General features: G+C 64.0%; 13 protein-coding genes and 1 pseudogene. 10 read left to right on the plus strand and 4 right to left on the minus strand.

What is annotated here, in order from left to right:
* Positions 1–193: 193 nt before the first annotated feature.
* Complete coding sequence (locus tag P9273_RS00440) at positions 194–1,303, plus strand: TRAP transporter substrate-binding protein (RefSeq protein WP_041000242.1); 1,110 nt, start codon at positions 194–196, stop codon at positions 1,301–1,303.
* 257 nt (positions 1,304–1,560) lie between these two features.
* On the opposite strand, the gene P9273_RS00445 is transcribed toward P9273_RS00440, so the two are convergent.
* The 4 genes from P9273_RS00445 to P9273_RS00460 form a co-directional block, all read right to left on the minus strand.
* Complete coding sequence (locus tag P9273_RS00445; RefSeq protein ID WP_278047146.1) at positions 1,561–2,589, minus strand: zinc-dependent alcohol dehydrogenase family protein; 1,029 nt, start codon at positions 2,587–2,589, stop codon at positions 1,561–1,563.
* A gap of 12 nt (positions 2,590–2,601) precedes the next feature.
* A complete protein-coding gene (locus P9273_RS00450; RefSeq protein WP_278047147.1) occupies positions 2,602–4,401 on the minus strand; it encodes a TRAP transporter large permease in 1,800 nt (599 codons plus the stop codon).
* Positions 4,398–5,003 (minus strand): TRAP transporter small permease subunit, encoded by a 606-nt coding sequence (locus P9273_RS00455; RefSeq protein ID WP_278047148.1) that lies wholly within the window; start codon positions 5,001–5,003, stop codon positions 4,398–4,400. The genes P9273_RS00450 and P9273_RS00455 overlap by 4 nt, the downstream gene beginning before the upstream one ends.
* A 277-nt stretch (positions 5,004–5,280) precedes the next feature.
* Positions 5,281–6,186, minus strand: coding sequence for a branched-chain amino acid ABC transporter permease (locus P9273_RS00460; RefSeq protein ID WP_278047149.1), 906 nt, complete (start codon positions 6,184–6,186; stop codon positions 5,281–5,283).
* Between the two features lie 194 nt (positions 6,187–6,380).
* Between P9273_RS00460 and P9273_RS00465 the strand changes: the two genes are divergently transcribed.
* The 9 genes and pseudogenes from P9273_RS00465 to P9273_RS00505 all read left to right on the plus strand — a co-directional run bounded on the left by P9273_RS00465 (position 6,381) and on the right by P9273_RS00505 (position 17,345).
* A complete protein-coding gene (locus P9273_RS00465) occupies positions 6,381–6,989 on the plus strand; it encodes a CGNR zinc finger domain-containing protein (protein WP_278047150.1) in 609 nt (202 codons plus the stop codon).
* Positions 6,982–7,512 (plus strand): hypothetical protein, encoded by a 531-nt coding sequence (locus P9273_RS00470; protein ID WP_278047151.1) that lies wholly within the window; start codon positions 6,982–6,984, stop codon positions 7,510–7,512. The genes P9273_RS00465 and P9273_RS00470 overlap by 8 nt, the downstream gene beginning before the upstream one ends.
* Before the next feature lie 196 nt (positions 7,513–7,708).
* A pseudogene (locus P9273_RS00475) lies at positions 7,709–11,194 on the plus strand (indolepyruvate ferredoxin oxidoreductase family protein); the annotation flags it as partial.
* Between the two features lie 148 nt (positions 11,195–11,342).
* The gene (locus P9273_RS00480; RefSeq protein WP_278047153.1) at positions 11,343–13,658 is read left to right on the plus strand and encodes a putative bifunctional diguanylate cyclase/phosphodiesterase; all 2,316 of its coding nucleotides are present in this window, start codon (positions 11,343–11,345) and stop codon (positions 13,656–13,658) included.
* Positions 13,659–14,094: 436 nt separating this feature from the next.
* Positions 14,095–14,910 (plus strand): N-acyl amino acid synthase FeeM domain-containing protein, encoded by an 816-nt coding sequence (locus P9273_RS00485; RefSeq protein ID WP_278047154.1) that lies wholly within the window; start codon positions 14,095–14,097, stop codon positions 14,908–14,910.
* Positions 14,911–15,058: 148 nt separating this feature from the next.
* Complete coding sequence (locus P9273_RS00490) at positions 15,059–15,208, plus strand: DUF3096 domain-containing protein (RefSeq protein WP_023729728.1); 150 nt, start codon at positions 15,059–15,061, stop codon at positions 15,206–15,208.
* A 147-nt stretch (positions 15,209–15,355) separates the two neighbouring features.
* Complete coding sequence (locus P9273_RS00495) at positions 15,356–15,580, plus strand: aa3-type cytochrome c oxidase subunit IV (protein ID WP_041000220.1); 225 nt, start codon at positions 15,356–15,358, stop codon at positions 15,578–15,580.
* Between the two features lie 86 nt (positions 15,581–15,666).
* Positions 15,667–16,920, plus strand: coding sequence for a Re/Si-specific NAD(P)(+) transhydrogenase subunit alpha (locus P9273_RS00500; RefSeq protein ID WP_278047155.1), 1,254 nt, complete (start codon positions 15,667–15,669; stop codon positions 16,918–16,920).
* The gene (locus P9273_RS00505) at positions 16,920–17,345 is read left to right on the plus strand and encodes an NAD(P) transhydrogenase subunit alpha (protein ID WP_278047156.1); all 426 of its coding nucleotides are present in this window, start codon (positions 16,920–16,922) and stop codon (positions 17,343–17,345) included. Before P9273_RS00500 ends, P9273_RS00505 begins: the two co-directional genes overlap by 1 nt.
* Position 17,346 lies beyond the last annotated feature (1 nt).

The following is a 17,346-nucleotide window of genomic DNA, read 5'->3' on the forward strand; positions in this document are numbered from 1 at the left end:
ATGGCAAGTTTCGCCGCCTCGCATGGGCCAGACGAGAGAATATTAGACTATAGTTGCAGTGGGCCGCTGAATGGCCGCAAGCTTGGTCGCGGCGCTGGACTCGACTTCTTGCCTGTGTATGTTTCTCCCCCAACCGGTCCGGGCACCGACGATGTCCGGCATCGGTCAGCTGATCCGCAAGGGAGGAAACTTAATGGATCGTCGTTCTTTCATTCGTAAGGCCGGTGCCTCCGGCGTGGGCGCAGCCGCAGCGGCCGCGGCACTCGCCACGCCGGCCATTGCCCAGTCCAACCCGAAAGTGACCTGGCGGCTGGCGTCGTCCTTCCCGAAATCGCTCGACACGATCTATGGCGGCGCCGAAGTCTTCTCCAAGATGCTGTCGGAAGCGACCGACGGCAATTTCCAGATCCAGGTCTTCGCTTCGGGCGAGCTTGTGCCCGGCCTGCAGGCGGCCGATGCCACCGCCGCCGGCACCGTCGAAGCGGCCCACACCGTGGCCTATTATTACTGGGGCAAGGACCCCACCTGGGCGCTGGGCGCGGCCGTGCCCTTCTCGCTCAACGCGCGCGGCATGAACGCCTGGCATTATCATGGCGGCGGCATCGACCTGTTCAATGAATTCCTTGGAACGCAAGGGTTGTACGGTCTGCCGGGCGGCAACACCGGCGTCCAGATGGGCGGCTGGTTCCGCAAGGAAATCAACAGCGTCGCCGATCTCTCCGGCCTCAAGATGCGCATCGGCGGCTTTGCCGGCAAGGTCGTCGAGAGGCTCGGCGTGGTGCCGCAGCAGATCGCCGGCGGCGACATCTACCCGGCGCTGGAAAAGGGCACCATCGACGCCGCCGAATGGGTCGGCCCCTATGACGACGAGAAGCTCGGCTTCTACAAGGTCGCGCCCTATTACTACTATCCCGGCTGGTGGGAAGGCGGCCCGACGGTCCATCTCCTGTTCAACAAGGCGAAATATGAAGAGCTTTCGCCGACTTACAAATCCCTGGTGCGCACCGCCGCGCAGGCCGCGGACGCCAACATGCTGCAGAAATACGATTACGTGAATCCGCCGGCGGTGCGGCGGCTGGTGGCCGGCGGCGCCAAGCTCAGGCCGTTCAGTCAGGAGATCATGGCGGCCTGTTTCGAGAAGGCCAATGAGGTCTATGCCGAGATGGAAGCCAACAACGCGCCGTTCAAGAAGATCTGGGAATCGATCAAGGCCTTCCGCAAGGAGCATTATCTCTGGGCCCAGATCGCCGAATACAATTACGACACCTTCATGATGGTGCAGCAGCGCAACGGCAAGCTGTAAGGAGATTAGCCCCTTCTCCCCGTCACTATACGGGAGAAGGTGCCCGAAGGGCGGATGAGGGGAGCGCCGGCGTCGGCAATTGGATCGCCCTGGGCTTAAGTGCAGGCCGAAGCGCCAACTCATGCCTTATCCATCCGGCGCAGGGGCCGCCCCTCACCTGCCTGCCGGCATCCTCTCCCCGTATAGAGACGGGGAGAGGGGCGCTGTCATCGACGGTTTTCGCCAATCGCCAACGTTGCAAGATGGGGGCTGCACCTTCAGCCCCGGCCCGGCACCACCAGCACCTTGACCTCGCCAGGCGCCGGCGGGTTGGCGATTACCTCGGGTGCTTCCTCCAGGCTGACCTGCCTCGAGATCAGCTTGTCGATCTCGATCGCGCCGGAGGCGATCAACTGCGCCGCCCTTCCATGCGTGAACGGATTGAGGAAGGAACCGAGCACCTTCAGTTCGCGAAACAGAAGATCGAACGGCTCGATCTCCACCTTCATGCCTTGCGGCACCACGCCGACGATCACGACCGTGCCGCCGGCCCTCGCCATGCGCATCGATTGTTCCACCGTATCGCGCACGCCGGCACACTCCAGCACCACGTCGACGCCGCCCGGCGCCAGGCCCTTCGGCCCGGCGACGGCCGCGATTGGGTCGCCGGCGCTTGGGTCGATCGTCGCGGTCGCGCCAAGCTCCTCGGCAAGCGCGCGGCGCGAGGCCTGCCTGGTCGACAAGATGATGGTCGCCGCGCCCGCGAGTTTCGCCAGCTGAACGACGAGCAGGCCGATGACGCCGCCGCCGAGCACCGCGACCGATGCGCCCGGCCGGATCGCGGCAAGGTCGACGCCATGTAGGCAGCAGGCCAGCGGCTCGCAGAAAGCGCCATGCGTCGGCTTGAGGTTTGCGGGCAGCCGGAAAGCCTGCTTCTGCGGCATCAATACATAGCCGGCAAAGCCGCCGTCGCGGTGGATGCCGATGGCCCGGAGATTGCTGCAGAGATTGACGCGGCCGGCATGGCAGTGGGCGCAGCGCCCGCAGGCGATGTTGGGATCGCCCGTGACGCGGTCGCCGACGGCAATGCCCGACACTGCCGCGCCGACGGCTTCGACGATGCCGGAGAATTCATGGCCGAGTGTCACCGGCGGCGTGCAGGGAAATTCGCCGTGGAAAAGGTGTCGGTCGGTGCCGCAGACGCCGCAGGCCTCGATCCGCACAAGGACGTCCTCCGGTCCCGGCGAAGGCTTGTCCACCTCGCGAAGCGCGATGCTGCCGATTGCTTCTAGCCGGACTGCTCTCATGACGCGGTCACCTCAATTGAAACTCGGTGGCTTCGAAAGGTCGGGCGCCGGCGCCGCCGGCTTGGCAGGCGCCGTGTCGCTGAAATTCGGCGGCTGCGACAGGTCGGGCGTGCCCGGCGCGGCAGGCGGGGCGGCACCGCCATCGGTCGGAGCCGCGCCATTGCCCGCCGGCGGCGTGCCGAGCGGCGACAGCGAAGGCATGCCGGGGAGCTTGAGGTCGATCGTGCTTGGTTCGACCGCAGCGCCCTTGTAGCGCATGACCATCTGGGGAAAGGCGATGGTAAGCCCGATCATGATCACCTGTATCAGGACGAACGGCACGGCGCCCCAATAGATCTGCCCGGTGCTGACCGGCGCGATCTGCTTGCCGGTGATCCTGTCGAGATAGGGCACCCGGGCCGCGACCGAGCGCAGGTAGAACAGCGCGAAGCCGAAGGGCGGATGCATGAAGCTGGTCTGCATGTTGACGCCGAGCAGCACGCCGAACCAGATCAGGTCGATGCCGAGCTTGTCGGCGGCCGGCGCCAGGAGCGGCACGATGATGAAGGCAAGCTCGAAGAAATCGAGGAAGAAGGCAAGCACGAAGACCAGGATGTTGACGCCGATCAGGAAGCCGGTCTCGCCGCCGGGCAGCGAGGTCAACAGATGCTCGACCCAGATATGGCCGTTGACGCCGTAGAAGGTGAGCGAAAAGACGCGCGCGCCGATCAGGATGAACAGCACGAAGGAGGAAAGCCTGGTCGTCGAGGCCAGCGCCTGGTTGACGACCTCCCTCGTCAGGCGTCCCTTCATCGCCGCCATGATGAGCGCCCCGACGGCGCCCATGGCGCCGCCTTCGGTCGGCGTGGCGATGCCGAGGAAGATCGTGCCCAGCACCAGGAAGATCAGCGCAAGCGGCGGGATCAGCACGATCACCACCTGCTGCGCCAGCTTGGACATCATCTTCAGCCCCAGCCGCTGGTCGAGGATGGCGACGACATAGATGACGATGACGCCGACGGCGAAGCCGAGGATGTCGGCATTGTCGCCCTGCGTCGGCGCAAGATAGCGATAGGCGCCGTACGAGACGGCGCCGGTGACCAGCAGCGCCACGATCAGCGACAGCACGCCGTGGCCGAGCGTACGGGCTTCGAGCGGCAGCGCCGGCATCGAGTTCGGCCGGACGATCGACATGATCAGAATGTAGAGCATGTAGATGCCCGTCAGCACGAGGCCGGGGATCAATGCGCCGGCGTACATGTCGCCGACCGAGCGCCCGAGCTGGTCGGCAAGCACGATCAGCACCAGCGAAGGCGGGATGATCTGGGCAAGGGTCCCGGAGGCCGCGATGACACCGGACGCAACCCTGCGGTCATAGCCGTAGCGCAGCATGATCGGCAGCGAGATCAGCCCCATGGCGATGACGGAGGCCGCCACCACGCCGGTTGTTGCGGCAAGCAGCGCGCCGACGAAGATCACCGCATAGGCAAGCCCGCCGCGGATCGGCCCGAACAGCTGGCCGATCGTGTCGAGCAGGTCCTCGGCCATGCCCGAGCGCTCGAGCACGATGCCCATGAAGGTGAAGAAGGGTATCGCCAGGAGTGTTTCGTTCGACATCACCCTGGTGCCGTAGAAATTGTCGGGCAGTGCATGCAGCAGCGGCCAGGCGAGGTTGATCGACCCGCCGGAATAGGGCGAGACCAGGACGCCGATGAAGAAGAACAGCAGGCCGTTGGCGGCGAGCGAGAAGGCGACGGGGTAGCCGATCAACAGGAAGATGATTAGCGAGGCGAACATGATCGGCGCCATGTTCTGCGCGATGAATTCGATCATTGACGGGCCTCGCCCGCGATCGTCTTGGCTTCCTCGGCCAGCGCCTTGGCCTCGAGCTCGGCCTGCTCATGCGCCGACACGAAGGGATTGGGATCGTCCATGTCGCCGCGCATGATGGCGATCTTCTTGATGATCTCGGAAACGCCTTGCAGCGCGAGCAGGAAGAAGCCGGCCAGCAGGATCGCCTTGGCCGGCCACACGATCAGCCCGCCGGCATTGGTCGACATCTCGCCGCTGCGGAAGGACAGCGACACATAAGGTACGAAATAGATCACCATCAGCACGACGAAGGGCATCAGGAAGAAGAGGTGGCCGAGGAGGTCGATCCAGTGCTGCACGCGTCTCGGGAACATGCCGTAGACGATGTCGATGCGAATGTGGTCGTTCTGCTTCAGCGTGTAGGCGGCGGCCAGCATGAAGGCGGCGCCGAACAGATACCATTGCAGCTCCAGCCAGGCATTGGAGGAGGTGTCGAACACCTTGCGGATGACGGCATTGCCGGCGCTCACGAGGATCGCGAGCAGGATCAGCCAGGAGACCCAGCGGCCGATGAACTCGTTGATGCGGTCGATCGTCCTGGATAGAGCGAGCAGCCCCGCCATGCATAGTCCTCCCTGGCGCATCGGCCCGAAAATCACGTTCGATTTTCGGAAAGCACGATGCGTTGACTCAAAGTTCCATGCGGCGCGCCCGATTCCCCCTCCGGTGCCGCGCCGCTTGGCCCAACGATATGCAGTGCGTGGTCCGGCAGGTCAACATGACAAAGCCGCGGCAAACAGATCGGCACGCCGGACAGCGGCGGAATGCCGCCGCCTGACGATGCGTCATGCGACGAAAGTCTGTGGGCAACGACAGTCTGGGGACATGAAGTCTAGGAGCTTAGGCGATCTTTGCCTGGTCGCGCCCGGCGCCGATCAGCACCAGCATGGCGACGAGGAAGAGATAGATCCAGGCGTCGCGCCATTCGAGCGGGAAATAGCCGGCCCAGAGCGATTCCGCCATGCCGAAGGCCGCGGCGCCGAGCGCTGCCTTGAGCGGCGACAGATAGCCGCCGACCGCTGTCACGAACAGGATCTTGAGGCCGTAGACCAGCCCGGTGCCGAAGGAGACATTGCCGTAATAGAGGCCGGCAAGCACGCCGGCCAGGGCAGCGCAAAGGCCGCCGAACAGCACGGCGCGGCGGAACACGGCGGTGACGTCGACGCCGCACATCGCCGCCGCTTTCGGATCGTCGGAGACGGCGCGCCAGGCGCGGCCGAAGCGCGAATGCGTAAACAGCCAGGCGGCCAGTGCCACCACCGCGATGACGCCCGCGCAGTCGAGCAGCTGGATCACGGTGAGCGTGACCTTGAAGCCGTTGCCCTGGGCAAAGATGACCGGGGTGGCGAGCATTGGCGGCAACCAGAGGTCATGCGTGTCGGCGGCGATGCGGCTCGCCTCGGACAGGAAGAGCAAAATGCCGAGCGTCGTCACCACGATGGCGTTGGGCGAGCGGTCGGCGAGCCGCTCGAAAACGCTACGCGACAGGACGTGGCTGATCAGCACCGCATAGAGAATGGCGACGGCCACGCCGAGCGCCACAGCAGCGGCGAGCGTCAGCCACAGCGCCTGATAGCCGAAGGCGGCGGTCAGGATCATCGTCTGGCCGCAGAAGGCGAACAGCGCGCCGTAAGCCAGGTTCGTGCGGTGCAGAATGCCGTTGGTCAGCACATAGCCGAAGGCGAGCAGCGCATAGAGCGCGCCCGAATGCAGCCCGTTCAGCACCTGCTGGAAGAAATAGAGCATGCGGCGTTCCTACAGCGCCGCGCGTCCTTCTGACGCGCAAAGGACGCTGTAGCGCTTTGGTTTTGCGCATGATCCTTTCCAAAAATCGTTCTCGATTTTTGGGGTCATGCGCGGGGTCGTACCTTGACCTCCATCTGGACCGTTACATTCGGAATCTAACTTGTCAAACACGTTTTATCGGTTAGATTTCTGTCATGACGGTATCCTGGACCCCGCATCGCTTCACCGGCGGCATCCTTGCGCTCGATACGGCGAACACCGTCGTGCTGCGCAACGATCCCCAAAAGTCCTTCGACCGTTTCGACGACCCGGCCGAGATCGCCCGCTTCGCCGAGGCGGCGAGCGGCTTCCGCACCGCCGAGCTCGGCGGCCGGCGGCTGCAGGCGTCCGAACCGGGGGAGATAAAACCGATCGTCATCTCGATCCGCGAAGCGACCGATCGCCTGTTTCGCCATGCCGTGTCGAACGGCGCGCTTGCGACCAGCCACCTGCCGGACTTCCTCACGGCCTGCGCCGGCGGGCTGTCAGGCAGCGCGACCGAGATTGGGACGCCGGGCCGGCCTTTCGGCGATCCGGCCACGCCGATCGCCTTCGAGGCGGCCTTGGCCGTCTCGGCGCTGTCGCTGCTGCGCGACGAAACGTTGGCGCGGCTTCGGATCTGTCCCAATTGCAGTTGGCTGTTCGTCGACCGCAGCCGCAATGCCAGCCGCTTGTGGTGCGACATGGCCGTTTGCGGGAACCGCCAGAAGGCAAACCGCTATTACCGCCGCCGTACAGCGGCGAGGGAGGTCAGCAATGCTTAGGAAATTGTCGCGTTCGGCTCTGGTCGGCGCCGCCCTGGTCGCCGCTGTCGCGCTCGGCGCCTGCCGCGACACCGGCAAGGACCAGCTCTTTGCCATTTCCGGCAAGCTGTTCGAGTTCAACTACCGGCTGGCCATCGCCACCTATGTCATCACGCTGAAGCCGCTGCGGCCGATGGTCGACGGCCAGGTCGCGGTAGTGAGTTTCCAGAACCCGGCCGGCGGCGAACCGCTCGTTGTCCACCAGAAGATCTGGCCGAAGCTGCCCCACATCACGCTCACCAGCCCGCCGCTCTCCTGCGTGGTCAAGGACAAGCCTTACAAAGTCTCGATCCGCATCGAGGATTCGAGCGGCACGCTGCTGCAAAGCATCGACACCACCATGACCTCATCAGAGGACCAAACGATGCTGCCGGACCGGCCGCTGGTGATCGGGCCGAACTACGAGCTCAATGCCGATCTGGCCGGCCACCCGGACGGCAAGCTGCCGGGCGAACCGAAGCCGGATTGCTCGAAAGCGACCTGAAACGTAGGTGCTTGCGCGAAATTTTTGTTCCTCACGAAGCGGTTAGCATGATCTTGCATGCGTCGCCGGCCACTCGCCAGACCGTTTGTTGCATGTTATCTGGCCTCTGCGATTTTGTTTGACCTCACAGCCAAGGGACGAAAGACTGCGGCGTCCCGCTCCGACGTTGGCTGCCTGATTTGAGGCGCCTCCGCAGAGGAAATACCTGATGACGCTGCACGACGTCGCGCTCGACGACAAGTTCGACCTTGGCAAGGAGCGCGTCTTCCTGTCCGGCGCGCAGGCGGTTGTGCGCATGCTTCTGATGCAGCGCGAGCGCGACCGCCGCGCCGGCCTCAACACGGCGGGCTTCGTCTCCGGCTATCGCGGCTCGCCGCTGGGCGGCCTCGATATGCAGCTGTGGCGGGCGAAGAGGCAGCTCGCCCAAGCCGACATCGTCTTTCAGCCTGGCCTCAACGAGGAGCTTGCCGCCACCGCCTGCTGGGGCTCGCAGCAGACCGAATTGCTGGGCGAGGGCACGCATGATGGCGTCTTTTCCGTCTGGTACGGCAAGGGCCCGGGCGTCGACCGTTCCGGCGACGTCTTCCGCCACGCCAATCTGGCGGGCTCCTCGAAACATGGCGGTGTGCTTGCCCTGATGGGCGACGACCACATGGCCGAATCCTCGACCAACGCGCATGCCACCGAATTCCTCTTCGTCGACACCATGGTGCCGATCCTCAATCCGGCCGGCGTCCAGGAGATCATCGACTACGGCCTCTACGGCTTTGCCATGTCGCGCTTCGCCGGGACCTGGGCGGCGATTAAATGCGTCAAGGACAACATCGAATCGACGGCTTCGGTCGACGCCTCGATCGAGCGCCTGAGCATCGTCATCCCCGAATTCGACATGCCGCCAGGCGGCCTGAACATCCGCCACGAGATCGACATGCTCGGCCAGGAAGAGCGCCTGCACGAGTATAAGCGCGCCGCCGCTTCCGCCTTCATCCACGCCAATGGGCTGAACCGCATCGTCTATTCCGGCGGCCGCAATCCCAAGCTCGGCGTCATCACCATCGGCAAGAGCTATCTCGACGTCCGCCAGGCGCTGGAGGATATCGGCATCGACGAACAGGCCGCCAACCGCATCGGCATCCGCCTGTTCAAGGTCGGCTGCCCGTGGCCGCTCGACTTCCAGCACATCGCCGAGTTCGCCCGCGGCCTCGACACCATCGTCGTCGTCGAGGAGAAGCGCTCGCTGATCGAGGTGCAGTTGCGCGAAAACCTCTATGGCACCGCCACTCAGCCGGTGATCGTCGGCAAGAAGGACGAGCGCGGCGACTGGCTGTTCCCCGCCAAGGGCGCGCTCGACCCGAACGAGATCGCGATCGCGCTCGGCGAAAGGATCCTGCGCACGATCGGTCCGTCGGAAGAGACCGCCGCGCGGGTGGCGAAGCTTCGCCAGTTCCAGGCGATGCTTGCCGACATTGTCGATATCGGCTCGCGCACGCCTTTCTTCTGCTCGGGCTGCCCGCACAATTCATCCACCAAGGTGCCGGACGGCTCGCTGGCCGCCGCCGGCATCGGCTGCCACTTCATGGCGCTTTGGATGGACAGGAACACCGTCGGCTTTACCGCCATGGGCGGCGAGGGCGCGCAATGGGTCGGACAGGCCCCGTTCTCGAAGCGCGACCACATCTTCCAGAATCTCGGCGACGGCACCTACAATCACTCCGGCGTGCTGGCGATCCGCTTCGCGCTGTCCTCCGGCGCCAACATCACCTACAAGATCCTATACAACGACGCCGTCGCCATGACCGGCGGCCAGCCGCATGAGGGCGGTCTGACCGTCGATATGATCGCGAGGCAGGTGCGTGCGGAGGGCGTCGATCGCATCGCCGTCGTCACGGACGAGCCGGACAAATATGCCGGCAAGGCCGATTTCCCGGCCGGCATCACCATCCATCACCGCGACGATCTTGACTTGGTCCAGCGCGAGTTGCGCGACGTGAAGGGCGTCTCGGTGCTGATCTACGACCAGACTTGCGCGGCCGAAAAGCGCCGGCGCCGCAAGCGCGGCACCTTCCCCGATCCGGACAAGCGCGTCTTCATCAACGAGCTGGTCTGCGAAGGCTGCGGCGATTGCGGCGTGCAGTCCAACTGCGTCTCCATCCAGCCGGTCGAGACCGAATTCGGCCGCAAGCGCCGGATCGACCAGTCGAGCTGCAACAAGGATTTCTCCTGCGTCAACGGTTTCTGCCCGTCCTTCGTCACCGTGCATGGCGGCAAGATCAGAAAGGCCGAAGGCATTGCCGGCAAGGCCGATCCTCTCGACGGCGTGCCGGCGCCCGCTGAATTCCGCATGGGCAACCAGGGCTGGGCGGCGATCATCGACGGCGTCGGCGGCACCGGCGTCGTCACCGTCGGCGCGGTGCTCGGCATGGCCGCGCATCTGGAAGGCAAGGGCTGCGGCATGATCGACATGGCCGGCCTCGCCCAGAAGGGCGGCTCGGTCTTCACCCATGTCCGCATCGCCCCGACGCCTGAGGACATCCACGCCATTCGCGTTTCGGCCGGCAAGGCCGACCTTGTGCTCGGCTGCGATCTTGTCGTCTCCGGCGCCAAGAAGGTGCTGGGCGCGGTGCGTGAAGGCCATACGATCTTCCTCGCCAACACCGCCGAGATCATGCCTGGCGAGTTCACCCGCTCCGCCGACTTCTCGCTGCCGGTCGAGCGGCTGAAGAAGGCGATCCGGGCGGCTGCCGGCGACGACAAGGCGCATTTCTTCGACGCCACCCGCACGGCGACCGCTCTGTTCGGCAATTCGCTCGGCGCCAACATGTTCATGCTCGGCTTCGCCTTCCAGTATGGCGGCCTGCCGCTTTCGGCCGAAGCCCTTGAAAAGGCGATAGAATTGAACGGCGAAGCGGTGGCGATGAACATCGCCGCATTCCGCTGGGGTCGCCGCGCCGCGCATCAGCCCGATTTCGTGCGCGGCCTGGTCGCCCAAACCGGCAAGCCGGCGGTAAAACCCGCCGAGACGCTGGATGATGTCATCGCCCGCCGCGTCGCCTTCCTCACCGCCTATCAGAACGCAGCCTACGCCAGGCGCTATGCCGACCGTGTGGCGATGGTGCGCGCCGCGGAATGCAAGGCCGTGCCCGGCTCGACCGCCGTGACCGAGGCCGCCGCCAGGAACCTCTTCAAGCTGATGGCGATCAAGGACGAGTATGAGGTGGCGCGGCTCTACACCGACGGCACCTTCGCCGCCGACCTCGCCAAGCAGTTCCAGAGCTATGAGAAGCTCGAATTCCATCTTGCGCCGCCGATCCTCGGGGGGCGCGGCAATGACGGCAAGCCCCGGAAATCGAGCTTCGGCCCGTGGATGATGACGGGTTTTCGGCTGCTGGCGGCGATGAAGGGCATGCGCGGAACCGCCTTCGACCTTTTCGGCTACACGGCCGAGCGGCGTATGGAGCGGCAGTCGCTGCGAGAATATGAGGCCGATCTCGACCTTGTCGCCGGCGCGCTGGCGCCGGGCAGGGTGGAAGCCGCGACGGCCCTTGCCTCCGTGCCGGCGCTGATCCGCGGCTACGGCCATGTCCGGCAGGCCAGCGCCGCGAAGGCGGCGGGCGAGCGCTCGCGCTTGATCGAGCGTCTGGCCCAGGCTCCGGCGGAGCCGGCCCTTCGCGCGGCGGAGTGAACGCGCCGGCGCGTCGATGGCGCCAAATCCCCCTGGGTCTCCTGGTCTGTCCCGCGTATCGCAACCCTCTGCAACCGTGTCCGAGTGCCGTTCTAAGCCTTTCTTAAGGCAGCTGTGGCATGACAAGGCGTAGTGTTGGGCCAACGGCATGGGTAGAACAAAGACCGAGAACATCCCGGCGGATGTTTACATCCAGTTTGTGCGGTCGTTGTTCGACAACGCGCACATGCTGGTGATCGGCGGCGTTTGCTACTGGATCCTCGGATTCATGATCTATTGGCGAACGGACAATCCGCTGTTTCTGGCCTTTTCTTTCGCTCTGCTCTCCATCAGTCTTTTCCGTTACTCCGGCATTCGCACTTTCCTGAAGGCAGGCGGCGCCATAGCCAATGTCGAAGAGGCCCGGCGGTGGGAGCGCAACTACATCCTCAAGGGCAGCCTGCAGGGCCTGGGCCTGGGTTCGCTGTGCTTCATATCGATCTATGTTTATCCCGATCCCTTCGCGGAGTTGGCCGCGACCTCGCTGACGATCGCGACCCTGGTCACGGTTGTCGGCCGCAACTACGGCTCCCCGCAGATGGTGCGGATTTTCTCCGTGACCTTTATCGGGCCGGCGGCGCTCGGGCTCTTGCTGCGCATGGATTTCCCGTCGGTCCTGCTCGGCCTGATGATCATCCCGCTGACCTTCATCACCATCAACAGCGCCGACCATGTCCGCAACGTGCTCTTCTCGGCCGTCATCGGCCATAAGCAGGCCAGGAACCTGACGCGCCGATTCGATCGCGCGCTCAACACCATGTCGCACGGACTGGTCATGCTGGGGCCGGACGGACGCGTGGCGGTAGCCAATGCCGAAGCCGCCCGCCTGATGTCGCTGAAGTCGGGCGACGCCTTGCTCGGACGCTCGATCCACGGCCTTTTGATGCGCGGCGTCGCCGGCGGCATGCTGGCACCTAAAGACTGCCGCTACATCGAGGCGCAACTGACGCGCGCTTTGCGCGAGGGCCGCGACCGCAAGGTGCTGGTCTCGCTTGCCAACGGCCAGCATTACGAATTCTCCGCCCGCGAAGGCAGCCAGGAACTGGGCGTCATCACTTTCGAGGATGTGACGGCGCGCGTCGAGGCTGAGGAAAAGATCCGCTTCATGGCGCGCTACGACAACCTGACCGGCCTGCCGAACCGCGCCTATTTCCACGAGCTGGTCGGCGAGGCCATGGCCTCCGGCGACCAGGACCGGCTCTGCGGCCTCGCGGTGCTCGATCTCGACGACTTCAAGAGCGTCAACGACACGCTCGGCCATCCGGTCGGCGACGGGCTGATCTACGCCGTGGCCGAGCGCCTCTCGGCGATTGCCGGACCGGGCATCACCGTCAGCCGCTTCGGCGGCGACGAATTCATGGTCTTCTTCGACCGCGTCGAGGACGAGAGCCATCTCAGCACCCTGCTCGACCGGATCTTCGCGGACCTGCAGGGCGAAGTGGACGTCGCCGGCCACGGCTTGCGCATCCAGGCCAGCGGCGGCGCGGTGCTTTCCAAGGTCAAGGACACCGACGCTGACGCCATGATCGTCAAGGCGGACCTTGCCCTCTACAAGGCCAAGGAGCTCGGCAAGAACAGCTGGCGGCTGTTCGAGGCGGCCATGGATGCCGCCTTCCGCAATCGCCAGCTGATGAAGGCCGATCTGCGCAATGCGGTGCAGGCCAAGGATTTGCGCGTGGTCTATCAGCCGATCGTGGCCGTCAGCACAATGCGCATCGCCAGTTGCGAGGCGCTTTGCCGTTGGGACCATCCCGATCTCGGCCCGATCTCGCCCAGCGTCTTCATCCCCTTGGCCGAGGAGATGGGCATCGTTTCCGACATCAGTACTCTCGTGCTGGAAGCCGCGTGCGCCGAATGCGCCAAATGGCCGGCCCAGACCAGCGTGTCGGTCAACCTGTCGGCCAAAGATTTCCGCAATCGCGATATCGTCCAGAAGGTCAGGGACGCCTTGGCCAAGTCGGGTCTGGCGGCGCACCGGCTCGAAATCGAGGTCACCGAGACCGCGCTGCTCGATGACAAGTCGCTGACGCGCGAGTCGATCGAGGAATTGAAGGCACTCGGCGCGCGCATCGCGCTTGACGATTTCGGCACCGGCTATTCCAGCCTGAGCTATCTTCACAAGCTGCCGCTCGACAAGATCAAGATCGACCGCTCGTTCCTGGTCGATGTCAACCAGAACCGGCAGTCGCTCGATCTTCTGAAGGGCATTGTCGGCCTGTCGCGGACGTTGGGACTTTCCGTCACTATCGAAGGGGTCGAGACCTTCGAGCAGCTGAAGACGCTGGTCCATTTGGTTAAGCCGGACTTCGTGCAGGGCTTCCTCTTCGGCGCCGCGCTCAGCGCGTCGGGTATCGAGACGATGTCGAGCGTCACATGGCCATTTGCCGCGGACCTGCATATCGCCGGCAAACGGACAGCCAGCTAGGAAGCAATTCCAGGAAAAGTGGATACCGGTTTTCCGTCCGGAATTTGCGTCAACAACGAGCAATTCCAGGAAAAATGGAAATCGGTTTTCCGTTCGAAGTTGCGCCGAGGCCATAGGACAATCCAAGAAAAGCGGGAGTCGCTTTTGCGCCCGAAGTTATTTTTGAAGTGTTGTGAAATTCAGGAAAGGTGTGAACAGGATATTGCGACCTGAAAAGTATGCATCGCATGAAACGATAATCGCTGCCGCATAGTATAGCTCTGCAACAGACTGGCGCTTGCTAGCTCTGATTCTGGATTGGCCCGGGCGCCGACCGTCAGGCTGGATCAGTCAACAGCCGGCATCGGCCGTTGCTTTCCCCGCGAAAGATAGCCGAAAACCTGCACCGCCGTTAACGTTAACAAGCGGTAAATCAGCAATATCGAATTTTCAGCTTGTGTCTCATTTCAACTCGAATAGCCTAATTGCAGGCGGAATTCGAGGATCGGCAATGGATGCTGTAAGGAAGAGTGCGTCGGCTGGCGCCAGCGCGAGAATGGACTCCGCGCTCAACCGATCCATGATGGAACTGCTGGACCACGTCGAATATCGCCTGATCACCGGCGGAGAAGATCTCGAGGCGATCTACCGGCTCCGCTACAATTCCTACCTGCGCTCAGGCATGTGTGGCCCGATCGCCAGCGGCATGTTCGAGGACCGTTGGGATAACCTGCCCAATTCCTACAGGTTCGGCGTCTATTGTTACGGTGAATTGGTCAGCACGCTGCGCTTTCATTATATTTCCAGCGAGCAGCCATACTCGCCCTCGATCGACGCCTATCCAGAGGTCTTGCTTCCGCGCCTCGCCCGCGGGGAAACCTTCATCGACGGAACCCGCTTCGCAACCGACCCCGACAGCGCGCCGGCGCCTGGAGTCCTGCCGTTCCTGACGCTCAGGATCGCCATGGTTGCCTCCTGTTACTTTGGCCAGGACTCGGTGCTTACACCCGTCAAGCTCGAACATTCTGCCTTCTATGCGCGTTTCTTCAATGCCGTGCAGCGGAGCGAGGCCAAGCAGTTTCCGGGTGTTCTTGCCCCGATCGCCCTGTTCGAAATTCCCGCGGGCGAAAACATGCGGCAGACGCTCGAGCGGCTGCCGTTCTTCAAGTCGACGCCGATGGAGCAGCGGCTGATGTTCGGCAATCCGGCCATCAACCGGCTGACGCCCCTCTCGATTGTGCCGACGGCGAAATACTATCGCGCTGCTGCCTGAACGCAGGCCATGAACCTTTCGCCGGCTGCGGCGTTAGCAAGCAATTCAAGGAAAAGTGTGAGCGGTTTTCCGGCCGGAATTGCGTCAAAACAAGCTCCGCAGCCCGCTCTGTCACGCGACCGCGCCCGCCATAAGAAAGGATTCCCGCATGACCATCCACTCGCTCGCGCTGACGCCGCTGATCTCGCTGATCGCCGGCGTGCTGATCCTGGTGATGCCGCGGCTCCTCAACTACATCGTCGCGCTTTACTTGATCGTAGTCGGCCTGCTCGGCCTTTTTCCCCATCTCGCCGGCTGAAATCTCCCTCGCAGCGCGGACGAAGTCGCGGCTTTAATTTCAACTTTCGTTTGAGGCTGTTGTCGCAGGCTGTGCGGCAATAGCGCCATTGCTCTTGGTTCGGCTTTTCGCTATGTGCCTCACAGGGATTTTCGAAGGGGTACTTCCATGGCTGATCACTCGCCGACCGGTCCTGTCGAGCTTGGCGCGCAGATGGACTATGCCGAGCACGACCGTACCTACAAGGCCTTCCTCGGCCTTGCCAAATACGGCTCGCTGGTCTGTGCCGCCATCCTTATCGCTATGGCCTTCGGCTTCTTCGTCGGCGGCTTCTTTTCGGCGACCATCCTGTTCATCCTGATCATGGCCGTCGGCGCTCTCATTCTGCGGTAGATTTCCCAAGCCAATTGCACTCGACGTCACCGGACGTCCCGGCCGACGCCTTGCGCAATCAAGGTTCCAGCCGAAAGGATCATCCGGTGGGACAGATAGTATTCATCCCTCGTGAGGTTGACCCGAACGAGCCGCGCGTCGCGGCCTCGCCCGAGACGGTCAAGCGCTTGGCGGGTCTCGGATTCGACGTGATCGTCGAGAAGGACGCCGGCCTCGGCTCCCGCATTCCCGACCGGGATTTCACTGCTGCCGGTGGCACGATCGGAACGGCGGCCGACGCCAAAAAGGCCGATGTCGTGCTGAAGGTGCGCCGGCCGACGGATGCGGAGCTGAAGGACTACAAGCCGGGCGCCGCCGTCATCGCCATCATGGACCCTTATGGCAACGATGCCGCGGTGGCAGCCATGGCCAAGGCCGGCATCACCGCCTTTTCCATGGAGTTCATGCCGCGCATCACCCGCGCGCAGGTCATGGACGTGCTGTCCTCGCAGGCCAATCTCGCCGGCTACCAGGCGGTGATCGACGCCGCCGCCGAATATGACCGCGCGCTGCCGATGATGATGACCGCTGCCGGCACCGTGCCGGCCGCCAAGACCTTCATCATGGGCGTCGGTGTCGCCGGCCTGCAGGCGATCGCCACCGCGCGCCGTCTCGGCGCGGTCGTCACCGCCACCGACGTGCGCCCGGCGGTGAAGGAGCAGGTGCAGTCGCTTGGCGCCAAGTTCCTGGCGGTCGAGGACGAGGAGTTCAAGGCGGCCGAGACCGCCGGCGGCTACGCCAAGGAAATGTCGAAGGAATATCAGGCCAAGCAGGCGGCGCTCACTGCCGAGCACATCGCCAAGCAGGACATCGTCATCACCACGGCGCTGATCCCTGGACGGCCGGCGCCGAAGCTGGTGTCGGCCGCCATGGTCGCCTCGATGCGACCGGGTTCGGTGATCGTCGATCTTGCGGTGGAGCGCGGCGGCAATGTCGAGGGCGCGGTGCCCGGCAAGGTCGTGACGACGGAGAACGGCGTCAAGATCGTCGGCCACCTCAATGTGCCGGGCCGCGTCGCGGCGTCGGCTTCGCTGCTCTACGCCAAGAACCTCTACGCCTTTCTCGAGACGATGGTCGACAAGACAACGAAGACGCTTGCCATCAAGCGGGACGACGAACTGGTCAAGGCGACGATGCTCACCGACGCTGGCCGGGTCGTGCATCCCGCCTTCGCCAAGGCGGCGGAAGAGCCGCGCACCGAGCCGCCGGCTATTCCGGCGACGACCATGGTTGCCGATGCCGCCGACGTGAAGCCGGCGGCAAGGAAAAAGTCCGCAGCCAAGCCTAGGGGGACCGCGTGATGGACGCCTTGCAGAAAGCTCTCGATCAGCTCGATCAGGCGACGGCCGCCGTGCGGCTCGCGGTGCAGGATCTCGCCAACAACGCGCCAGGCGCGGCCGATACCGCCGGCGGTGCGGCGCACGCGCTTTCGGGTGGCGCGATCGATCCCTTCGTCTTCCGTTTCGCCATCTTCGTGCTGGCGATCTTCGTCGGCTATTATGTCGTCTGGTCGGTGACGCCGGCGCTGCACACGCCGCTGATGGCCGTCACCAACGCCATCTCCTCGGTCATCGTCGTTGGCGCGCTGCTCGCGGTCGGCATTGCCGCTTCCGGCCTTGCGGCGGGCTTCGGCTTTGTCGCCCTGGTGCTGGTTTCGGTCAACATCTTCGGCGGCTTCCTGGTGACCCAACGCATGCTCGCCATGTACAAGAAGAAGGAAAAGTGAC

This window comes from Mesorhizobium sp. WSM4935 (assembly GCF_029625735.1).
GTDB lineage: Bacteria > Pseudomonadota > Alphaproteobacteria > Rhizobiales > Rhizobiaceae > Mesorhizobium.